Genomic DNA, 18,001 nt, shown 5'->3' with positions numbered 1-18,001 from the left:
TATCGCTACCAGTTATTCTGGGCATGTACGTGTCATGAACGAGGTTCTGGGCATATGACCACCATGAAGACTCCTGAAACCGGGTCCTCAAGGTACCGATATGCCCAGAACGGGTAATGAAGGTCGGCTCATGGTACGTATTTGCCCAGAATCGGGGATGCCGGTCGTCGGTCCACGATACGGATATGCCCAGAATTGGAAATGAAGGCCGGCCCGTGATACGAATGCGCCCAGAATTGAAGAGATAGATTTAGGGGAAAGACGCGATGGAGCGTCCGCTTGTTCTTCCGCGGATTGGGGGATGGGGAAGATGGGGCAGGACACTATCTGTCTGCACTGCGGTCTCACGCTCCATCGGGCGTCGGATACGTCCCAGAATACGATGATGCCGCCCTCGGTGTAAGGGCGGCATCATCGGTTGGTCATTGATCCCGGTTGGCCTTCAGCCTGTCATCACTCAATCCTCAATCACCGGGGGATTGCGATAATCTCCGAGGAATCAAGGAAAGAGAAGAGAGATGATGAGAGGGGAGGACCGAGAGAGGGAAAGAGAAGGAAAGGAATGGCCTCAGGCCTTCTTGCCTTCGAGCACCTTGTAGGCGAAGCCCATGACCAGCACGTACAGGCAGCCGACGGCCATCACGAGGATGCCACCGAACTGGCCGGCCGCGTCGGCGGCCACACCCATGATCGGTGGGAAGATGGCGCCACCGATCAGACCCATGAGCATGAGGCCGGAGATTTCGTTCTGACGATCCGGGCGGTACATCAGGGCGTGGGACAGGAACAGGGAGAACACATTGGAGTTACCGAAGCCGACGAGGGCGACGGCGATCCAGAACAGCCAGACCGGCGGGTTGTTCTGCACGAGGGCGAAGACCGCGAAGCACACGGCGGACAGGGTCATGATGACGCCGCAGATGCGCAGGCCGACCTTGTTGCTGATCTTCTGCAGCACGATGCCGCCGGTGAAGCAGCCGATCATACGGGCGATGAAGTAGACCATGGTGGCGGTGGCGGCGATTTCGGTGAACTGGTCGCCGGTGTGCTCGGTCAGGATGCGCGGGGCTTGGGCGTTGATGCCGACGTCCACACCCACGTGGGCCACGATGCCGAGGAAGCACAGGAAGACGATGGCGTCGGAGAACAGCAGCTTGAAGCAGCGGCCGATGGTGGTGGTGCCGGCATCGGGGGCTGGCTCTTCGATCTTGTCAAGGGCGAGCAGCACGTAGCCGATGATGCCGATGACGAAGTAGATCACGAACAGGATCCACCACATGTTGAGCTTGGTGGCGCCCCAGATGGCGATGTACGGGGCGAACAGGGAGGCGAAGGCCTTGACGAACTGGCCGGTGGTCAGGGTGGAGGCGAGCTTGTCGCCCTTGACGAACACGGTCAGCAGCGGGTTCAGGGATACCTGCATCAGCGTGTTGCCAATGCCAAGGAACGCGAAGGAGATGACGATGAGGACCAGGCGCGGGGTGCCGGACAGCGCCACATAGGCGATGATCGGCAGGGCCATGGCCACCAGGGTGACGAGGATGGACCACAGGACGGTCTTGCGGCGACCGATCTTGTTCATCAGCATGCCGGTGGGCACGGAGAAGATCAGGAACCAGAAGAACACCATCGTGGTGAACAGGTTCGCGGTGCCGTCGGCAAGGGCGAACTCACCCTTGACGTAGTTCGTCGCGGTGCCGACCAGGTCGACGAAGCCCATGACGAAGAAGGCGAACATCACCGGCAGGATCTTGGCGAATCCAGCGTTACCAGCGTTACCGGTCTTGGTAGTTTCGTTGCTCATTATGAATCCCTTTTTCTTACTGCAATGAGGCAATGAATGTTGGATGGATTATCGCTCGATCAGTGTTGATCAGCATTTAATTATGAAGGTGTTCCATACGAAGCGATCCGCGTGGAACGGTCCGTGCCCGGAGCATGGCTCACGCCGGGATTGCCGTAAACGGTGAAGAGACCGGAGCGTCATTGCCCCGGTGTGAGCCAGCCCCAGAACGGGAGGAAAGGAAGGGGCGTGCGGTCTGGCTACCGCACGGAGGGGAGAGCGACTACTTGCCGGCTTCGGCGAGGTAGTCGGGCATCTCGGCCGGGTACTCCGGCCAGGCGCCGGCCTGGGTGCACACGAAGGCGGCGGTGTTGACGGCCTTGCGGTGCGCGTCGGCAAGCGAGTCGCCCAGCAGCGTACGGGCGGTGAAGGTGCCGGAGAAGGAGTCGCCGGCACCCACGGTGTCCACGACCTCGACGTGCGGGGTGTCCAGCGTGGAGGACTCACCCTTGCGGGAGATGATGGTGGAGTAGGCGGAACCGGCGGTCAGGATCACGTAGTCGAGGTTGAACTCGTCCAGGAACCAGCGGGAGGCGTCCTCGCCGGAGGTGCCGCGGATGTCGAACATGTCGCGCAGCAGGAGCAGCTCCTCGTCGTTGATCTTGAAGACGGTGGCGTAGCCGAGCAGCTCCTCGATGAGTTCCTTGGAGTAGTGGTCGCCGCGCAGGTTGATGTCGAAGAACTTCATCGCGCCCGGCTTGGTGTGCTTGAGCAGCTCGGTGATGGTGGCGTGCGTTTCGGGGGAGCGCAGGGCCAGAGTGCCGTAGCACACGGCGTCGGCCTTGGAGACCACGTCGATGAGCTGACGGGTGTACAGGATGTGATCCCAGGCCACGCCCTTGACGATGGTGTACTCCGGGATGCCGTTCTTCAGGGACACCTCGACGGTGGAGGTCGGCCAGGCGTTGCGCTGGATGACGGTGTTGATGCCGGCTTCGTCGGCCTTGGCGACCAGCTCGTCGCCGAGCTCATCCTCGCCGACCGCGCTGATGGCCCAGCCCTCGGCACCGTTCTTCATCGCGTGGTAGGCGAAGTTGACGGGTGCGCCGCCGGCGCGCTTGCCTCCCGGCAGCATATCCCACAGCAGTTCGCCGAGGCTCAGGACGATCGGGTTAGACATGGTTGGTTCCTTTCCTTGTTTGGTTGTTGTTGTTCTTCCGAAGGGAAAACTGGGAAAATTTTGGTTGTTGCGGCGATGGCCGCGCGGTTCCGTGGACTACGAGACGTCGAAGAACATCGACGGGCGTTCCAGGAATTGGGTGACCGCCACGGCCGCGGCGCCGGAGACCGCCGCATCCGCGGACAGTGTGGACAGCGTGATGGAGGTCGTGTCGTTGATTTCGGGGATGGATCGTTCATCCACCGTGCGACGCACCTCGTCGAGCAGCAGTGGGCCGGCTTCGGCCACGATGTCGCCGATGATGATGTTGCGGGGATTGAATCCGTTGAAGATGGTGAGGCATCCGTAGCCCACGTAGCGGCCGATCCGGCGCACCATATCGCGTGCGCGTTCGTCGCCTTCGCGGGCCTTGACGAACAGGGCTCGCGCGGCATCGGCGTGGGTCATGTCCGCGGCGCCTCGGACCACTTCGCCGTCGTCGATGAGCATGTCGTGGATGGCGGGGGTGGAGCAGTAGCGTTCGAGGCAGCCCACGTTGCCGCAGTCGCACGGGCGCCCATTGACGTCGATGGAGATGTGTCCGATTTCGGTGGCCGCGCCGAGGAATCCGTTGATGAGACGGCCGTTCTCGATGACGCCCAGTCCCACGCCTTCGCCGATGAGGTAGTAGGCGAGATTCTCCTCGGTGTGCACCGCCGGGTCGAACAGGTAGTGGGCCAGGGCGCCGGACCGGGCGTCCTGCTCGATGAACACGGGCACGCGGAAGGCGGAGGAGAACTCGTCGATGAAGTTGATCTTGCGCCATCCCTGCATGCCGGAGACCACGGCGGTGCGGCCCTCGTTGCGCAGATAGGGGCCGGGGACGGCCATGCCGACGGCGACGATGGACGGGTCGTCGGCCAGCAGCTCGGACACGCGCCGGTGGATGATGGCGACGGTGTCGTCGATGGTGTCGTCGTAGACGGTGGGCAGATTCTCAAGGCCGAGCGCATTGCCGCACAGGTCGAACACGCCGATCTGGACCAAGGAGCGCGCGAACTTGATGCCGATGATGTGGAAGCGGGTGGTGTCGAGCTCAAGGCCGATGGAACGGCGGTTCTTGGAACCCTCGATATCGCCGGTCTCCTCGATGACGCCGGCCTCGATGAGACGGGCGGTGATCTTGGTGATGGCGGCGGGGGTGAGGTCCAGCGCCTTGGCGATCTGGGCCCTGGAGCTGATGCCGTTGTGGTACAGGTGCTGAAGGATGCGGGAACGGTTCGATTCGGAGACGCTGGCTCGGGATGCGACTGGTGTGGCGTCGTTTGCCATGGTCATGTCACTGCCCTCCTTGCCGTGCGTCGTCGCGAGTGGTTCGCACTCATCATTGAATCTAAACTTGGTTAAGATATTAACGCGGTTAACGAATTAACGCAATCAAGGAATCGGGCCGGCGTGTCGCGCGCGGGGGTATGAGGGGGGCTGACGGCGTGCATGGGCCGTATTTCATCGTCGATATCCATTGACTCGCTGTACGGGGGTGTACCTTGCGTGTCGGCGGGTGTTGGTGTCGTGATGGTCCATCGACTCGCTGTATGGGGGTGTGTACCCCCTCGCGTGACTTGCTGCGCAGGGGAGTGTGGGCGCCGTCTCGAGGCCGGCCGCCGTGCGAAACCTCGGTCCGCTGTGCGCGGGGGCATGTGTGTTGGCACATGGGCCGAAAAGGCCGGACTGCGGGCATGCAAGGTGTGTCGGCGGAGTGCCGCGGGCCGGCGAAAGCTGCGTTTGGTCGTCGGCGCGTCGTTGGTGGCATCGGGCCATTGATACAGCGGTACACCACATGTTTCGCTTGTATTACCGTTTGATGTTAAGAATGTTGACAAATAAGTCAATTTCGCAGATTTAAGCGAAATGTCACCGTTTACACGGAAAATTTTGGCACAAGGACACGCGGTTAATGCAAAGTTAGTTGACATTAACGATTGCTCGCCGTAACCTAAACGTAGTTGCCGTGCAGAAAGGCAACGAACCAAGCTCGAAGAGGAGTAGGAACATGGTAGTCAATAAGCGACTGATGGCCGGTCTGGCCGCGGTGGCCGCTCTGTCTATGGGACTCGCCGGTTGCGGTTCCACGAACAATGACACGGCTGGTACGGACACATCCTCCGACAACGGCGGTGTGGTGAACATCACCTACATGCACCGTCTGCCGGATTCCGAGGGCATGACCCTGGTCAAGGACATCGTGGCCAAGTGGAACAAGGAGCACCCGAACATTCAGGTCACTGCGACCAAGTTCGACGGCAAGGCCTCCGAAATGATCAAGAAGCTTGAGACGGACGTCAAGTCCGGCGAGGCCCCGGATCTCGCCCAGGTCGGTTACGCCGAGCTGCCCGAGGTCTACACCAAGGGCATGCTGCAGGACGTCACCCAGTACGCCGACCAGTACAAGGACCACTACGCCGCCGGTCCGTACAGCCTGGCTCAGGTGGGTGGCAAGACCTACGGCCTGCCGCAGGACACCGGCCCGTTGGTCTACTTCTACAACAAGGCCGAGTTCGATAAGCTCGGCATCACCGAGGTCCCGCAGACGGAGGCCGACTTCATCGAAGCCGCCAAGAAGGCCGCCGCGGCTGGCAAGTACATCATGTCCTACCAGCCCGATGAGGCCGGCAACATGCTTTCCGGTCTGGCCGGCGCCTCCGGCGGTTGGTACCAGGTCAAGAACGACGCCTGGGTCGTCAACACCGAGACCGATGGCTCCAAGGCCGTGGCCGACTTCTACCAGCAGCTGCTCGACGCCAAGGCCGTGACCACCAACCCGCGTTGGGATCCGTCCTTCGACGCTTCCATCAAGAATGGCCAGCTGATCGGCACCGTGGCCGCCGCTTGGGAGGCCCCGCTGTTCATCACCTCCTCCGGTGGCACCGGCGCCGGTGAATGGCAGGTCGCCCAGCTTGGCGACTGGTTCGGCAACGCCGGCAAGTCCGGCCCCGACGGTGGCTCCGCCGTGGCCGTGCTGAAGAGCTCGAAGCATCCGAAGGAAGCCATGGAGTTCCTCGACTGGTTCAACACCCAGGTGCCTGACCTCGTCTCCCAGGGTCTGGTTCCGGCCGCCACCACCGAGGACGCCAAGACCCCGTCCGATTGGTCCGACTTCTTCAGCAAGCAGGACATCATGAAGGAGTTCAAGGACGCCAACGCCAACATGGGCGAGTTCACCTACATGCCTGGCTTCTCCGCCGTCGTGGCCAAGATGAACGAGACCGCAGCCAAGGCCTCCGATGGCTCCGGCAAGGTCGCGGACGTCTTCTCCGAGGCGCAGACCACATCCGTGGATACGCTCAAGAACCTCAACCTGTCCGTCGCCAACTAACGATTAGGACCCCGGTCCCTGGCCGGGGAAACGGCTGATCGTTTCCATTACCGAAAGGCCGGAGTGCAGTGCTCCGGCCTTTCTTTATGCAGGACGGCCCATCCGGATCGGGGCCGTCCATCCATCCGCTATTCTGTTCTGTTCTTCCGAAAGACAGGTCTGTTATGACTGCAACAACGCAATCGGCGAAGACGGGGGTCGCCAAGCGTGCCGCAAAGCCGAAGCGGTCGGATGCCGCCAAGCGTGAGAACCGCACCGGCTGGGCCTTCATGGCACCTTTCGGCATCCTGTTCGCCCTGGTCTTCATCCTGCCCATCATCTGGGCCATCTATTCCAGCTTCTTCCGCCAAGTGACTGTCGGCGGCGGCGCCTACGGCGGCGGCGAGCTGGTCAACAAGTTCGTCGGCCTCCAGAACTTCCAGTACGTGGTCACATCCGCCAACTTCTGGGCCGGTGTCGGCAGGGTCGTGCTTTACACCTTGGTTCAGGTGCCGGTCATGATCATCGGCGCGCTGGTTCTGGCCATGCTCATCGACTCCTACATCGTCAAGCACATCACCGCATTCCGACTGGGCTACTTCCTGCCGTACGCCATCCCCGGCGTGGTGGCATCCATCATCTGGGTCTTCCTGTACAACGGCCAGATTTCGCCGCTGGTCAAGATGCTCGCGGCGATCGGCATCAAGGTTGACTTCTTCGCCGACAATATCGTGCTGGGTTCCATGGCCAACATCACCACCTGGACGTTCACCGGCTACAACATGCTCATCTTCCTGGCCGCGTTGCAGGCCATCCCGCATGATTTGTACGAGGCCGCCCGCATCGACGGCGCCAACGGCTTCCAGATCGCCATAAGGATCAAGCTGCCGAACGTGCGCGCCGCCGCCCTGCTTGCCATGCTGCTGTCCATCGTCGGCACCATCCAGCTGTTCAACGAGCCTCAGGTCATGGCCATCTCCGACCCGAGCATCTCCAAGTCGTACACGCCTATGATGATGGCCCTCAACACCTCGCAGGGCACGTTGACGCCGGGTGGCGACGGACCCGCCTCCGCGGTGGCCATCGTCATGGCGCTGATCGCAGGCGTGCTCGCCGTGGTGTACACGTTGGTTGAAAGGAAGGTGAATGCGGAATGAGCGCCGTAGAAGCAACCGATAAGGAAGCACGCGCCGCAGCGCGCGCCCGCAAGAAGGCCGACAAGATCCGCGACAAGCACGCCAACGACCTGCCTCGTTCGATGCAGCCGTCCGCGCTGGTCAAGACAGTCACGATCGTCGTGCTCGTGCTGGCCCTGATCTACTTCCTGTTCCCGATCTACTGGGCCATCATCGCCTCGACCAAGACGCCGAGCCAGATGACCAGCGGCAACGGCCTGTGGTTCGCCGTGGGGCTGGCTGACCTGCCGGGCGCCATCGCCAAGAACTACTCGACGTTGCTGGGCTGGACCCGTGGCCAGTTCTGGCGCTGGGTGTTGAACTCGCTGATCTACTCGGGCGTCTCCGCCCTGATCGGCACCCTCGTGGCCGTCATGGCCGGTTACGCCACCGCGAAGTTCAACTTCCGCGGCAAGAACATCGCCATCGGCGTGATCATGGGCTGCATGCTCATGCCCGCCGCGCTGCTGACCATCCCGCAGTACTCCATCTTCCACGCCGTGCACCTGACCAACACGATGCTCGCGATCATCATCCCGTGCTGCGTCTCGCCGTTCGGCTTCTTCCTGGGCCGCGTCTACGCGCAGACCTCTGTGCCCAATGAGCTGCTTGAGGCGGCCCGTATCGACGGTGCGAGCGAGGCGAGGATCTTCTTCACCATCGTGCTGAGGATTCTGGCCCCCGCCATGGTCACGATCTTCCTGTTCCTGTTCGTGGCTACGTGGAACAACTTCCTGCTGCCGTTGATGATGGTGTCCTCCGACACGTTGAAGCCCGTCACGCTCGGCCTGTATGGCATGGTCTCGCTGGCCACGTTCACCGACCGTGGCGCCCTGATGATGGGTGCCCTGCTCGGCGTCCTGCCCGTGATCATCCTGTTCCTCGGCCTCCAGCGCTACTGGCAGGCCGGTCTGGCCGCCGGTGCGGTCAAAGGCTGAGCCGTAAACGGACAGTCCGGTGGACTGTCCGTAGGCTCAGCCTGAGCGAGCCGGTAGGCGAGTGAAGGTTGGATTGAGTCTCGCCGGTAGGCGAGTCCGTTCTTGCTGGGGCCGGAGGCGAGCCGTGACGCGAAGCCTTGCGGTTCCTGTCCTAGTGGTCTATCTCGCAGTTATCTCAGTGGTGTTGCCCCTCTGATGAGGGAGCTCGCAGCGAAGCTGACTGGGGGAGAGGCAGAAGCTGAACCCCTCAATCATGAGTGAGACAGACCACTGGCCTAAGCCGGCCGATAGCCGCGATTGCCGAGCGAAGCCCTCGCCCCAAAACGGTTCGCAATCGGGATTTATGGGCCCGATATGTCCGATATGTCATTGTGGCTCCCGGCAACAGGGAGCCACAAATTTCCGAAGCTGTACAAAGGAGAACACCTACATGACCACCACTGGACGTTTCACGCTTCCCAGCGAGGAGAACTTCGCCGAGAAGACCAAAGAGCTGGCCGCGCTGTGGGGCGCCGACGCCATTCGCAACTCGGATGGCACGCACCTTGATGAGGCGGTGCTCGCCCTCGGCAAGAAGATCTACAGCGCTTACTTCCCGACTCGTGCGCACAACGAGTGGATCACGCTGCACATGGACGAGACACCGCAGGTGTACCTTCTCACCCAGCGTGTGCTGGCGGAGTCCGACACGCTATCCATCGACCTGATGGCCACGTTCTACGAGGAGCAGCTGACGCCGAACTACGACGCCGATCCGGCTCGGTACTGGGAGGTCATCGACCGCACCACCGGCACGATCGTGGACCCGGCGAACTGGACGGTGGACGCCGCCTCGCACTCCGTCACGGTCACCGGCGCGACGCCGATGCACGAATACACGGTCTCGTTCCTTGCCTACATCATCTGGGACCCGGTGGAGATGTACAACCATCTGACCAACGACTGGGGCGACAAGGAACACGAGATCCCGTTCGACATCTACCATCCGGCCACCCGCAAGTTCGTGTTCGACACGTTCGAGCAGTGGCTCAAGGACAACCCCACCACCGATGTGGTGCGCTTCACGACGTTCTTCTACCAGTTCACGCTGCTGTTCGACCAGAAGCACCGCGAGAAGATCGTGGACTGGTTCGGCTGCTCGTGCACGGTCTCGCCGGCCGCTCTTGATGACTTCGAGGAGGAATACGGCTACCGTCTGCGTCCCGAGGACTTCGTGGACGGCGGGTGCTACAACTCCGCATGGCGCGTGCCGCGCAAGGCGCAGCGTGACTGGATCGACTTCCTTTCGGGCTTCGTGCGTCGCAACGTCAAGCAGCTTGCGGACATGTCCCACGCCGCCGGCAAGGAGGCGATGATGTTCCTCGGCGACCAGTGGATCGGCACCGAGCCCTACAAGGACGGCTTCGGCGATCTGGGTCTGGACGCGGTGGTCGGCTCGATCGGCGACGGCACCACCACCCGCATGATCGCGGACATCAAGGGCGTCAAATACACCGAGGGACGCTTCCTGCCGTACTTCTTCCCGGACACCTTCTACGAGGGCAACGATCCGAGCATCGAGGCGTGGGACAACTGGCGCAAGGCCCGCCGTGCCATCCTGCGCAGCCCGATCGCACGCATGGGCTACGGCGGATACCTGTCGCTGGCGGCCAAGTTCCCCAAGTTCGTGGACGCCGTGACGCATATCGCCGACGAGTTCCGCGACATTCACGAACGCACTGGGGGAGTGGCCGCCGAGGGCGAGCTCAACGTGGCGATCCTCAACTCCTGGGGCAGGATGCGCTCCTGGATGGCCTACACGGTGGCGCACGCCCTGCCCAACAAGCAGACCTACTCGTATTACGGCATTCTCGAGGCGCTGTCCGGCATGCGCGTGAACGTGCGGTTCATCAGCTTCGACGACGTGCTTGAACACGGCGTGGACCCGGATGTGGACGTGGTCATCACCGGAGGCCCGGTGGATACCGCTTACTCGGGCGGCGACGTGTGGGCCAAGGACCCGCGTCTGGCCGAGACGCTGCGCGCGTGGGTGCGCGGCGGCGGCGCCCTCGTGGGTGTCGGCGAGCCGAGCTCCCAGTGGTTCCAAGGCAGGTTCTTCCAGCTCGCCGACGTGCTCGGCGTGGACGCGGAGCGTTTCCAGACACTGTCGGTGGACAAGTACTTCCCGCCGGTCACGCCGGACCACTTCATCACCGAGGACGTGCCTGTGGACGCTGCGGCCCGTGAGGCCTGGGAGCAGGCCGGCTACCGCATCCCGCTATCCGGCTGCGGCGGCGGCCAGGGCAAGGCACCGCTCGGCGGCATCGACTTCGGCGAACCGATCGCGAACACGTTCCCGATCAACGAGGACGTCACGTTGCTGCGCGCCGACGGCGGTCAGGTGCAGCTCGCGGTCAACGAGTACGGCAAGGGTCGCGGCGTGTACGTGTCCGGTCTGCCGTATTCCGCGGCCAACGCGAGGCTCCTCGAACGCATCCTGTTCTACGCCTCCCACAACGAGGACCGTTACGCGGCCTTCAGCTCCAGCAACCCGGAGTGCGAGGTCGCCCACTTCCCCGAGCAGGGCCTGTACTGCGTGGTCAACAACACCGACCAGCCGCAGCATACGACCGTAGCGGTGGAGGGAGGCTCCACCGAGGACTTCGATCTGGAGCCCAGCGGCATCGCATGGCGTGAACTGTGATCATGTGTGATTCGTGCGCATTCCCTGATACGCACGAATCCTGAGGATCGCATTCGCGCATCACCTATATACGTCCGGCCCGCGGTCACTACTCCTCTCCGCGGGCCGGCCTCATATGCGGGCCGGTTCCTTTTCGGTTCCGGCTCGCAAAGGAGTGGATCAGGGATTCGTATCGTCCGTATCAATGGTGATCCGTGCCAACGAGGGCCGGATGGCGGGCGGAACGGGATGCTGACGGGAGAGTCAGAGGAAAGGCGAGGAGGCACTATGACAGGCATCGTGACTGAACCAGTGGGGGAGAACGGGCGGTATCGCGTCGGCGTGGACGTCGGCGGCACCAAAATCGAGGCGGTCCTCGTGGACGGCGGCACGGCGATCAGGGCATCGCACCGAGTGCCGGCCCGACGCGGTGGCGACAACGTCGTCGAGGATGTGGTCGGTCTGGTGCGCGCCATCGCGGGGGAGTCCGTCGACCGGCTGGCCGGTGTGGGCATCGGCACGCCAGGGCAGGTCGATTCGACGGCGGGTACGGTGTCCCATGTGGTCAACCTCGACATCGATACGCTTGCATTGGGACCCGAAGTAAGCGCGCGTTTGGGCGGTGTCCCCGTCCGTGTGGAGAACGACGTCAACGCGGCGGCGCTGGGCGCGGCCCAGCTGGTTCCGGGCGCCAAGGGACCGGGCGCCGTCGTGATGGTGAATTTCGGCACCGGGCTCGCGGCCGGCATCATCGTGGATGGTGTGCTGCAACACGGTTTCAGCGGCGCAGCCGGCGAGATCGGGCACATTCCGCTCGATCCCAACCGATTCGACTGCCCATGCGGCCAACGTGGATGTCTGGAGACCGTCTGCTCGGGGGCCTCCGTGCAACGTCTGTGGCCCGTGGATGGCCCTGCCATGCCCGACCTCATCGCGCAGGCGCACGCAGGCCGGGCCGATGCGGTGCGTGTGCTCGACATCGTGTCGCACGCGATGGGTGATGCGTTGCAGATTGTGGCGCAGACGGTCGATCCCCGCGTGATCATCATCGGCGGCGGCATGGCGAAGACCGGAGAACCGCTCATCGAGGTGATGAGCGAGGAGCTGTACCGTCGCGAAAGGGAATGCCCGTTCCTCAAGGGATTGCATGTGGCGGACCGTCTGCGTCTGGCACCCATGGGCCAGCCCATCGGCGCGCTCGGCGCCGCTCTGGTGGTCTGACGCTTTGACGATCTGACCTGTTATCGCTCTGGCGTGATGACGGCATCTGTCTGACGATGTCGTCATCACGCCAAAGCTTTGTTCACGGGCGCCGGGAGGGAATCACCGTAGACGGCGTATTTCCTATTGGTACATCATCCATTGATATAGCTGTGGATGACCGAGATCGCTCCGCCGCGCAACGTGAGGTTGCCGCCCACCTGACAGCGACGGATGACGGTGCGTACGTGGAACGTCGATCCGGTGACCGCATCGAACCGCTGCTGGGCGGCCTCGAGGAACGTGTTGTTGATGATGTCCGGCGGGCCGGCCACGCACACGTCCGCGATATCCAGCAACCCGACCGGCATCGCCATCGCGGAGGCGAACAGGGAACCTGCCCCGCGGATGACGTCCGCGCGACCGCGTGCGTCCTGATGGCGCATCCGCTCGCGCAACGCGTTGACGGAGATCATCGTCTCCAGACATCCGCGCTTGCCGCACGGGCATTCCGGACCGTCGAGGTCGATGGAGATGTGCCCGATCTCGCCGGCGGCGTGGTGGTCGCCGACAATGGGCGTGTCATGGATGAGCGTGGCCGTGCCGACGCCTTGGCCGAACGTGGTGAAGATGAAGTCGTGTCCCGCCTGACCGAAGAACCGTTCGGTCAGCATCGCCGCGATGGCGTCGTTGACGATGATCACGGGAACGTTGAATTGGCGTTCGATCAGGGCGCCGAGGTTCACATCATGCCAGCCGAGCATCGTGGACTCCGTCACCATACCGCCCTGCACCACGCCGGCCACGACGATGCCGATGCCGAGCACGTCGTTGACGTCCAAATCGGTGCGCAGCTGATCCACCAGCTGGACGATGGCGTCGGCTTCGACATGGTTGTCCGGTCCCAGTGCGATTTCCATGCACTCCTGCGGTACGCCGAGCAGATCGGTGACCGCGCCTTGGATGAGTTGGCTTTGGGACAGGTCGATGCTGATGATCTTGAGTCGCGAGGTGTCGATGCCGAGCAACGCGCCCCGCTTGCCTTTGCCGGTGGGATTGGCCGCGTAGCCGATTTCGCTCACCAACCCCTCGTCGAGCATGTCGGAGACCACGTCGGAGACGGCGACGCGGGAAAGACCGGTGAGACGTCCCAAATCGGCGCGTGAGCGATGTTGCGAGGGGAAGAGCAGCTTGAAAATCAGCGATCGGTTGGTCCGCCTGATATCCGAGGGGCTGGCCTTGGCCGCTCCGGCCGTGGTCGTCTTGTCAAAACTGGACATCATCCCCATCTCTTTTCGGCATCATTGAAGGCGGGCAGCCGCATCGTCCGTCGTCGTTGACCTGTTTTTATCAACGTTGTTTTCATTATAGACGATAAGCTGGAGATTGTAAGGGGAAATTGCTAGGAAAATAGCGGTTTTTCGATAATGTAATCAATGTTTACAATCGGCGTTGTCAATAATTGATCGAATGATACGGATTCGTATGCATCGATGTTGCTTCGTTGCGCGAGGCCAGACAAAGCCAGAGTGAGCCCGTATACCGGTGTCGTGTGACACGAGCCGGTATACGGGCTCACTTCTGTTGGACCGCCCCGATTCGATGATCAGTACTGCACGCCGTCGAACTGGAACAGGGCGTGGGCGTCGCCGCGCCGCTTGTTCTCCAGATACCGGCGGAACAGCGCCAGCCGTTCGACGGTGCTCGCCGCAAGCGGTTCGGGCAGCGCATTCGTGTCGAACCATCCGACGTTGAGGCTTTCCTCGTCGCCGACGAACGGTTCGCTGTTGCCGCCCGGCTTCAGCGCGCACAGGAACGAATGATCCATGTACATGGTGTTGTCGCCGTTGGCGTAGGTGATGACCTTGTCCGAGGAGGTGACGGCCACCAGATCGGTGACGATGGCGTCCACGCCCGTCTCCTCCTTGATCTCACGCACCACCGTGTCGGCGGGCTGCTCGCCCGGCTCGTTGATGCCGTAGACCATGGCCCATTCGCCGGTGTCCGAACGGCGGCCGAGCAGGATACGACCCTGCTCGTCGAGCACGCAGCCGGTCACGCCGTTGAGCCACAGGAGATCATGGCCGATTTTCTTGCGTAGTTCAAGTACGAATTCGGGCGTTGGCATAATCACTCCTTGTTCGGCCATGATCCTTCGCGATTGCCTGCGCAGTCGCTCACTTCGCCTACGTACAGTCCGCTGGACTGTACGCGTGACGGCTCAGCTTGGCCGATCTTTTCTCGTAATTTGAGTACGAATTCGGGCGTTGGCATGGTTACTCCTTGTTCGGCCGGTCACTTGGCGGCGCGGTCGGCCATCCAGGCCTCGACATCCGGAATCTGCTTCGGGATGCCGGCGGAGATCCATTCGGGGCCGTGCTCGGTCATGAGCACGTCGTCCTCGATACGGATGCCGATGCCGCGGTATTCCGGCGGCAGCAACAGGTCGTTCTCGGCGAAGTACAGTCCGGGCTCGATGGTGAAGACCATGCCGGGCGTGATCGTCGCGCCCTGATACGACTCGTACCGGGCCTGCGCGCAATCGTGCACGTCGAGACCGAGGTGATGCGCCACGCCGCAGGCGAGCCAACGACGGTGCTGTTGGCCTTCGGGGGAGAGCGACTCCTCCACGCCCACCGGCAGCAGACCCCACTCGTGCAGGCGCTCGGCGATCACGCGCATGCAGGCATGATGGATGTCGGAGTAGGTGGCACCCGGCTTTGCGGCCTCGAAGCCGGCCTGCTGGGAGTCCAGCACGGCCTGGTACAGGCGCTTCTGCAGGTCGGTGAACTTGCCGCCCACCGGGAAGGTACGGGTGATGTCCGCCGTGTACAGGCTGTCCACCTCCACGCCGGCGTCGATGAGCAGCATATCGCCCTTGCGCACCACGCCGGTGTTGCGCATCCAGTGCAGGATCGGGGCATGCGCGCCGGAGGCGATAATCGTGTCGTAGCCCAGTCCGTTGCCTTCCTCGCGGGCGTTGGAGTTGAACGCGCCCTCGAGCATGCGCTCGGAACGAGGCTTGTCCATCACTTCGGGAAGACGGGTGAGAATACGGTCGAAACCGTCCTTAGTGGCGGCCACCGCCTTGCGGATTTCGTTGATTTCGTAAGAATCCTTGACCATGCGTGCTTCCGAGGCGAACTCGTGCAGCTTGTCGTCGTTCGCGGAGTTCCTGTCCGGGTCGGCGGCGCCGTTCGCCTCGCGGATGGACTCGACCAGCGAGGTGATCTGCGGGTCGGTCTCACGCATCACGCGCACGCGAACGGCACCCGCCTCGGAGCCCACGTCCTTGGACAGGGCGTCCGCCAGCTGGGCGATGTCATGCGTCTCGATGCCGGTCATGGCGGTCATCTCCTTGAGACCGGCGCGCGGACCCACCCAGTATTCGCCGTAGTGCGGGTTCAGGAAGAAGTCGCTGGTGGAGTTGTCGGCGCGCGGGGCCACGAACAGCTCCGGCGTATGGGTCTGGCCGGCCTTGGCCTCGGGCGAATCCGGGTCCACCGGGTTGAGCACCAGCACGGCACCCGCCTCGTAGTCCATGCCCAGACCGGTGTAGTACGCGAAAGCGGAATCCGGGCGGAACATGTAATCGCAATCGTTGTTGCGCACCTTCGGCTGGCCGGCCGGAATCACCAGACGCTCGCCGGGGAAGGCCTTGCCGAGCGCCGCGAGACGTGCCGGCGTGAACTTGGAGGATTCCAGCGGTTCGATGGCCGGCTCGTTGTTCGCCCAACCGGTCTTCATGAACTCCTTGAACGCCTCCGAACGGGGACGCAGGGAACGGTTGTTCACACGGTCGCTCATCGCCTGGTCGCCGCCCGGTGCCTGCGAGCGCTCCTCGGCCTCGTACTCCTTGTCCTTCGCGGTGATGACTTCACCCATCAATGCTCCTTCATAGTGCTGATGCCGTCTGGCCGATGCTGTCTGGCTGATGCCGCCGAGCCGGAAACGGAACGGATTGTTACCGCTCTCATAGTAGTCCGTAAGTGGTTCGTCGGCCGCCGGGCGCGGGACGGGTTTGGGCGACGGCAATGGCGGTGATTAGGATAGGCGGCGTGGGGGGCAATACGAAACGGGCGTACATCGCCGAAACCATACAGATTGCGCAAGCCGCTCATATCGCCGAAATCGCAATCGGGGGCGCACCTGCCGTGGGCGGAACGGCTGCTTGGCCATCCCGGGCTGCTCACCATCGCGTACTTCCTGTCGCTGACCGTGATCATCGCCCTGCTGCTGCTCATCCCGGCTGCCTCGCGCGAACCGGGGTCCACCTCGCCGATAGTCGCGCTGTTCACCGCGTTGTCGGCCCTGTCCACCTGCGGCATACCGGTGGAGAACACGGCCACGCATTGGACGGTGTTCGGTCAGGCGATCATCCTCGTGGGCGTTCAGCTCGGCGGTCTGGGCGTGATGACGTTCGCGGCGCTCATCACGCTGTTCATGAACCGGCGCATGAACATCTCCCAACAGCTGCTGACCGCGCGGGAGGTGGGCGTCACCAAGCTCGGCGAGGTCAAGGGCGTGCTGGCAATGGTGTTCGCCACGACCTTCCTCATGGAGGCAATCACGTTCGTCGCCCTGTACCCCGGACTGTTGCGGCTCAACGGGCACCATTGGGGCATCGCCGCATGGGAGGCGCTGTTCTACGCGGTGTCCTCGTTCAACAACACCGGGTTCACGCCCGACGCCTCGGGATTCTACGTCAACAACTGGTCCGTGGGACTGCCGGTCATGGTCAGTGCGTTCCTCGGCACGCTGGGGTTCCCGGTGCTGCATGAGATGAGCCGGACGATCACCCGTCGCCTGTCGCCACGGCGGTGGAGCCTGCACACCAAGCTCACCCTGTCCGCCACGTTCGTCCTGGTGGCCGTCTCGCTGATCTGGTTCCTCGCGGATGAGTGGAACAATCCTGCGCTGTTCGCCAACGCGGACGCCTCGACGCGTCTTCGGGGAGCGTTGTCGTCGGCGGTGATGCCGCGTTCCTCGGGATTCGACCTGTCCTGGGTGCCGTGGGTGAGCGACGAGACGAAGCTGTACATGAGCGTGTCGATGTTCATCGGAGGGGGCAGCTCGTCGACCGCAGGCGGCATCCATGTGACCACATTCGCCGTGCTGGTGCTCACGATGCTCGCCACCTTCCAGGGCCGCGACGAGGTGACCGCCTTCCGCAAACGCATTCCGGGACGCATCGTGCGCTCCGCCATCAGCATGACGATGGCCTGCGCAATCGTGGTGTTCGTCGCCTCGATGGCGTTGATGCAGGTGACCGGCCGTTCGCTCACCGACGCCCTGTTCGAGACGTGTTCGGCGTTCAGCCTCGGCGGATACACGGTAGGCGTCGCCGATGAGGACAATCCGGCGACCATGATCATCCTCGGCGCCGTGATGTTCTTCGGACGCATCGGCCCGATGACCATCGTCTACGCCATCAACAAGCCGCGCGGCAGCGTCGTCATTCATTATCCGGACGAACCCGTCTCCGTGGGGTAGCGCTCTGCGGACGGTTTCCTTTGTGGTGGCCTGTGTGTGGTTGGTGGTTTCCGTGGGAGGTTGTTGTGAGGCGGTTGTCTTGGGGTGGCCTCTGCGGGATGCTTTTTGAAGTGGCCTCTGAGGGATGGGGAATGTGACCGGATGGGGCGCGGTGGAGGGAGTATGTCGTCGAATCGGGTGCGGCGACACGATTATGCCGTCCGATGGGACGCGGCCGACACGAGGATGCGTCGGGT

At 62.8% G+C, this 18,001-nt stretch carries 12 protein-coding genes; 6 read left to right on the top strand and 6 right to left on the bottom strand.

Annotated elements, in window-relative coordinates; genetic code table 11:
* Positions 1 to 568: 568 nt before the first annotated feature.
* From BG22_RS05010 to BG22_RS05000, 3 genes are all read right to left on the bottom strand, one after another.
* Complete coding sequence (locus BG22_RS05010) at positions 569 to 1,804, bottom strand: MFS transporter (RefSeq protein WP_140493789.1); 1,236 nt, start codon at positions 1,802 to 1,804, stop codon at positions 569 to 571.
* A gap of 262 nt (positions 1,805 to 2,066) precedes the next feature.
* Entirely contained in the window at positions 2,067 to 2,963 is an 897-nt protein-coding gene (locus BG22_RS05005; protein ID WP_094667457.1) for a carbohydrate kinase, read from the bottom strand.
* A 96-nt stretch (positions 2,964 to 3,059) separates the two neighbouring features.
* Positions 3,060 to 4,274, bottom strand: a complete 1,215-nt coding sequence (locus BG22_RS05000; protein WP_140493799.1) for an ROK family transcriptional regulator — start codon at positions 4,272 to 4,274, stop codon at positions 3,060 to 3,062.
* A 721-nt stretch (positions 4,275 to 4,995) separates the two neighbouring features.
* Between BG22_RS05000 and BG22_RS04995 the strand changes: the two genes are divergently transcribed.
* The 5 genes from BG22_RS04995 to BG22_RS04975 all read left to right on the top strand — a co-directional run bounded on the left by BG22_RS04995 (position 4,996) and on the right by BG22_RS04975 (position 12,293).
* Positions 4,996 to 6,318: an ABC transporter substrate-binding protein gene (locus tag BG22_RS04995; RefSeq protein WP_140493787.1), complete on the top strand. Its 1,323-nt coding sequence runs from the start codon at positions 4,996 to 4,998 to the stop codon at positions 6,316 to 6,318.
* Positions 6,319 to 6,482: 164 nt separating this feature from the next.
* On the top strand, positions 6,483 to 7,454 hold the full coding sequence (locus BG22_RS04990) for a carbohydrate ABC transporter permease (RefSeq protein WP_094667459.1): 972 nt from the start codon (positions 6,483 to 6,485) through the stop codon (positions 7,452 to 7,454).
* A complete protein-coding gene (locus BG22_RS04985) occupies positions 7,451 to 8,410 on the top strand; it encodes a carbohydrate ABC transporter permease (RefSeq protein ID WP_094667460.1) in 960 nt (319 codons plus the stop codon). Before BG22_RS04990 ends, BG22_RS04985 begins: the two co-directional genes overlap by 4 nt.
* 430 nt (positions 8,411 to 8,840) lie before the next feature.
* Positions 8,841 to 11,093: a 1,3-beta-galactosyl-N-acetylhexosamine phosphorylase gene (gnpA, locus tag BG22_RS04980; RefSeq protein ID WP_140493786.1), complete on the top strand. Its 2,253-nt coding sequence runs from the start codon at positions 8,841 to 8,843 to the stop codon at positions 11,091 to 11,093.
* Positions 11,094 to 11,360: 267 nt separating this feature from the next.
* Positions 11,361 to 12,293, top strand: coding sequence for an ROK family protein (locus BG22_RS04975; RefSeq protein WP_140493784.1), 933 nt, complete (start codon positions 11,361 to 11,363; stop codon positions 12,291 to 12,293).
* Positions 12,294 to 12,427: 134 nt separating this feature from the next.
* Here the strand turns inward: BG22_RS04975 and BG22_RS04970 are convergent, their stop codons facing one another.
* The 3 genes from BG22_RS04970 to BG22_RS04960 all read right to left on the bottom strand — a co-directional run bounded on the left by BG22_RS04970 (position 12,428) and on the right by BG22_RS04960 (position 16,157).
* On the bottom strand, positions 12,428 to 13,555 hold the full coding sequence (locus tag BG22_RS04970) for an ROK family transcriptional regulator (RefSeq protein WP_181163386.1): 1,128 nt from the start codon (positions 13,553 to 13,555) through the stop codon (positions 12,428 to 12,430).
* A 323-nt stretch (positions 13,556 to 13,878) separates the two neighbouring features.
* Positions 13,879 to 14,400, bottom strand: a complete 522-nt coding sequence (locus BG22_RS04965) for an NUDIX domain-containing protein (RefSeq protein ID WP_094667463.1) — start codon at positions 14,398 to 14,400, stop codon at positions 13,879 to 13,881.
* A gap of 167 nt (positions 14,401 to 14,567) precedes the next feature.
* Positions 14,568 to 16,157, bottom strand: a complete 1,590-nt coding sequence (locus BG22_RS04960; protein ID WP_140493782.1) for an aminopeptidase P family protein — start codon at positions 16,155 to 16,157, stop codon at positions 14,568 to 14,570.
* Positions 16,158 to 16,376: 219 nt separating this feature from the next.
* On the opposite strand from BG22_RS04960, the gene BG22_RS04955 reads away from it, so the two are divergent.
* On the top strand, positions 16,377 to 17,765 hold the full coding sequence (locus tag BG22_RS04955) for a TrkH family potassium uptake protein (protein ID WP_258186211.1): 1,389 nt from the start codon (positions 16,377 to 16,379) through the stop codon (positions 17,763 to 17,765).
* The last annotated feature ends 236 nt before the right edge of the window (positions 17,766 to 18,001 follow it).

Source organism: Bifidobacterium sp. UTBIF-78, assembly GCF_006408945.1.
Lineage (GTDB): Bacteria > Actinomycetota > Actinomycetes > Actinomycetales > Bifidobacteriaceae > Bifidobacterium > Bifidobacterium myosotis.
Note: the sequence above shows the minus strand (reverse complement) of the source record. Positions and strands in the feature narration are given on the sequence as shown.

What these genes read in the sequence shown, in the direction of transcription:
- BG22_RS05010 (WP_140493789.1), bottom strand. Translation starts at nt 1,804, where the DNA reads ATGAGCAACGAAACTACCAAGACCGGTAACGCTGGTAACGCTGGATTC.
- BG22_RS05005 (WP_094667457.1), bottom strand. Translation starts at nt 2,963, where the DNA reads ATGTCTAACCCGATCGTCCTGAGCCTCGGCGAACTGCTGTGGGATATG.
- BG22_RS05000 (WP_140493799.1), bottom strand. Translation starts at nt 4,274, where the DNA reads ATGGCAAACGACGCCACACCAGTCGCATCCCGAGCCAGCGTCTCCGAA.
- BG22_RS04995 (WP_140493787.1), top strand. Translation starts at nt 4,996, where the DNA reads ATGGTAGTCAATAAGCGACTGATGGCCGGTCTGGCCGCGGTGGCCGCT.
- BG22_RS04990 (WP_094667459.1), top strand. Translation starts at nt 6,483, where the DNA reads ATGACTGCAACAACGCAATCGGCGAAGACGGGGGTCGCCAAGCGTGCC.
- BG22_RS04985 (WP_094667460.1), top strand. Translation starts at nt 7,451, where the DNA reads ATGAGCGCCGTAGAAGCAACCGATAAGGAAGCACGCGCCGCAGCGCGC.
- gnpA (WP_140493786.1), top strand. Translation starts at nt 8,841, where the DNA reads ATGACCACCACTGGACGTTTCACGCTTCCCAGCGAGGAGAACTTCGCC.
- BG22_RS04975 (WP_140493784.1), top strand. Translation starts at nt 11,361, where the DNA reads ATGACAGGCATCGTGACTGAACCAGTGGGGGAGAACGGGCGGTATCGC.
- BG22_RS04970 (WP_181163386.1), bottom strand. Translation starts at nt 13,555, where the DNA reads ATGATGTCCAGTTTTGACAAGACGACCACGGCCGGAGCGGCCAAGGCC.
- BG22_RS04965 (WP_094667463.1), bottom strand. Translation starts at nt 14,400, where the DNA reads ATGCCAACGCCCGAATTCGTACTTGAACTACGCAAGAAAATCGGCCAT.
- BG22_RS04960 (WP_140493782.1), bottom strand. Translation starts at nt 16,157, where the DNA reads ATGGGTGAAGTCATCACCGCGAAGGACAAGGAGTACGAGGCCGAGGAG.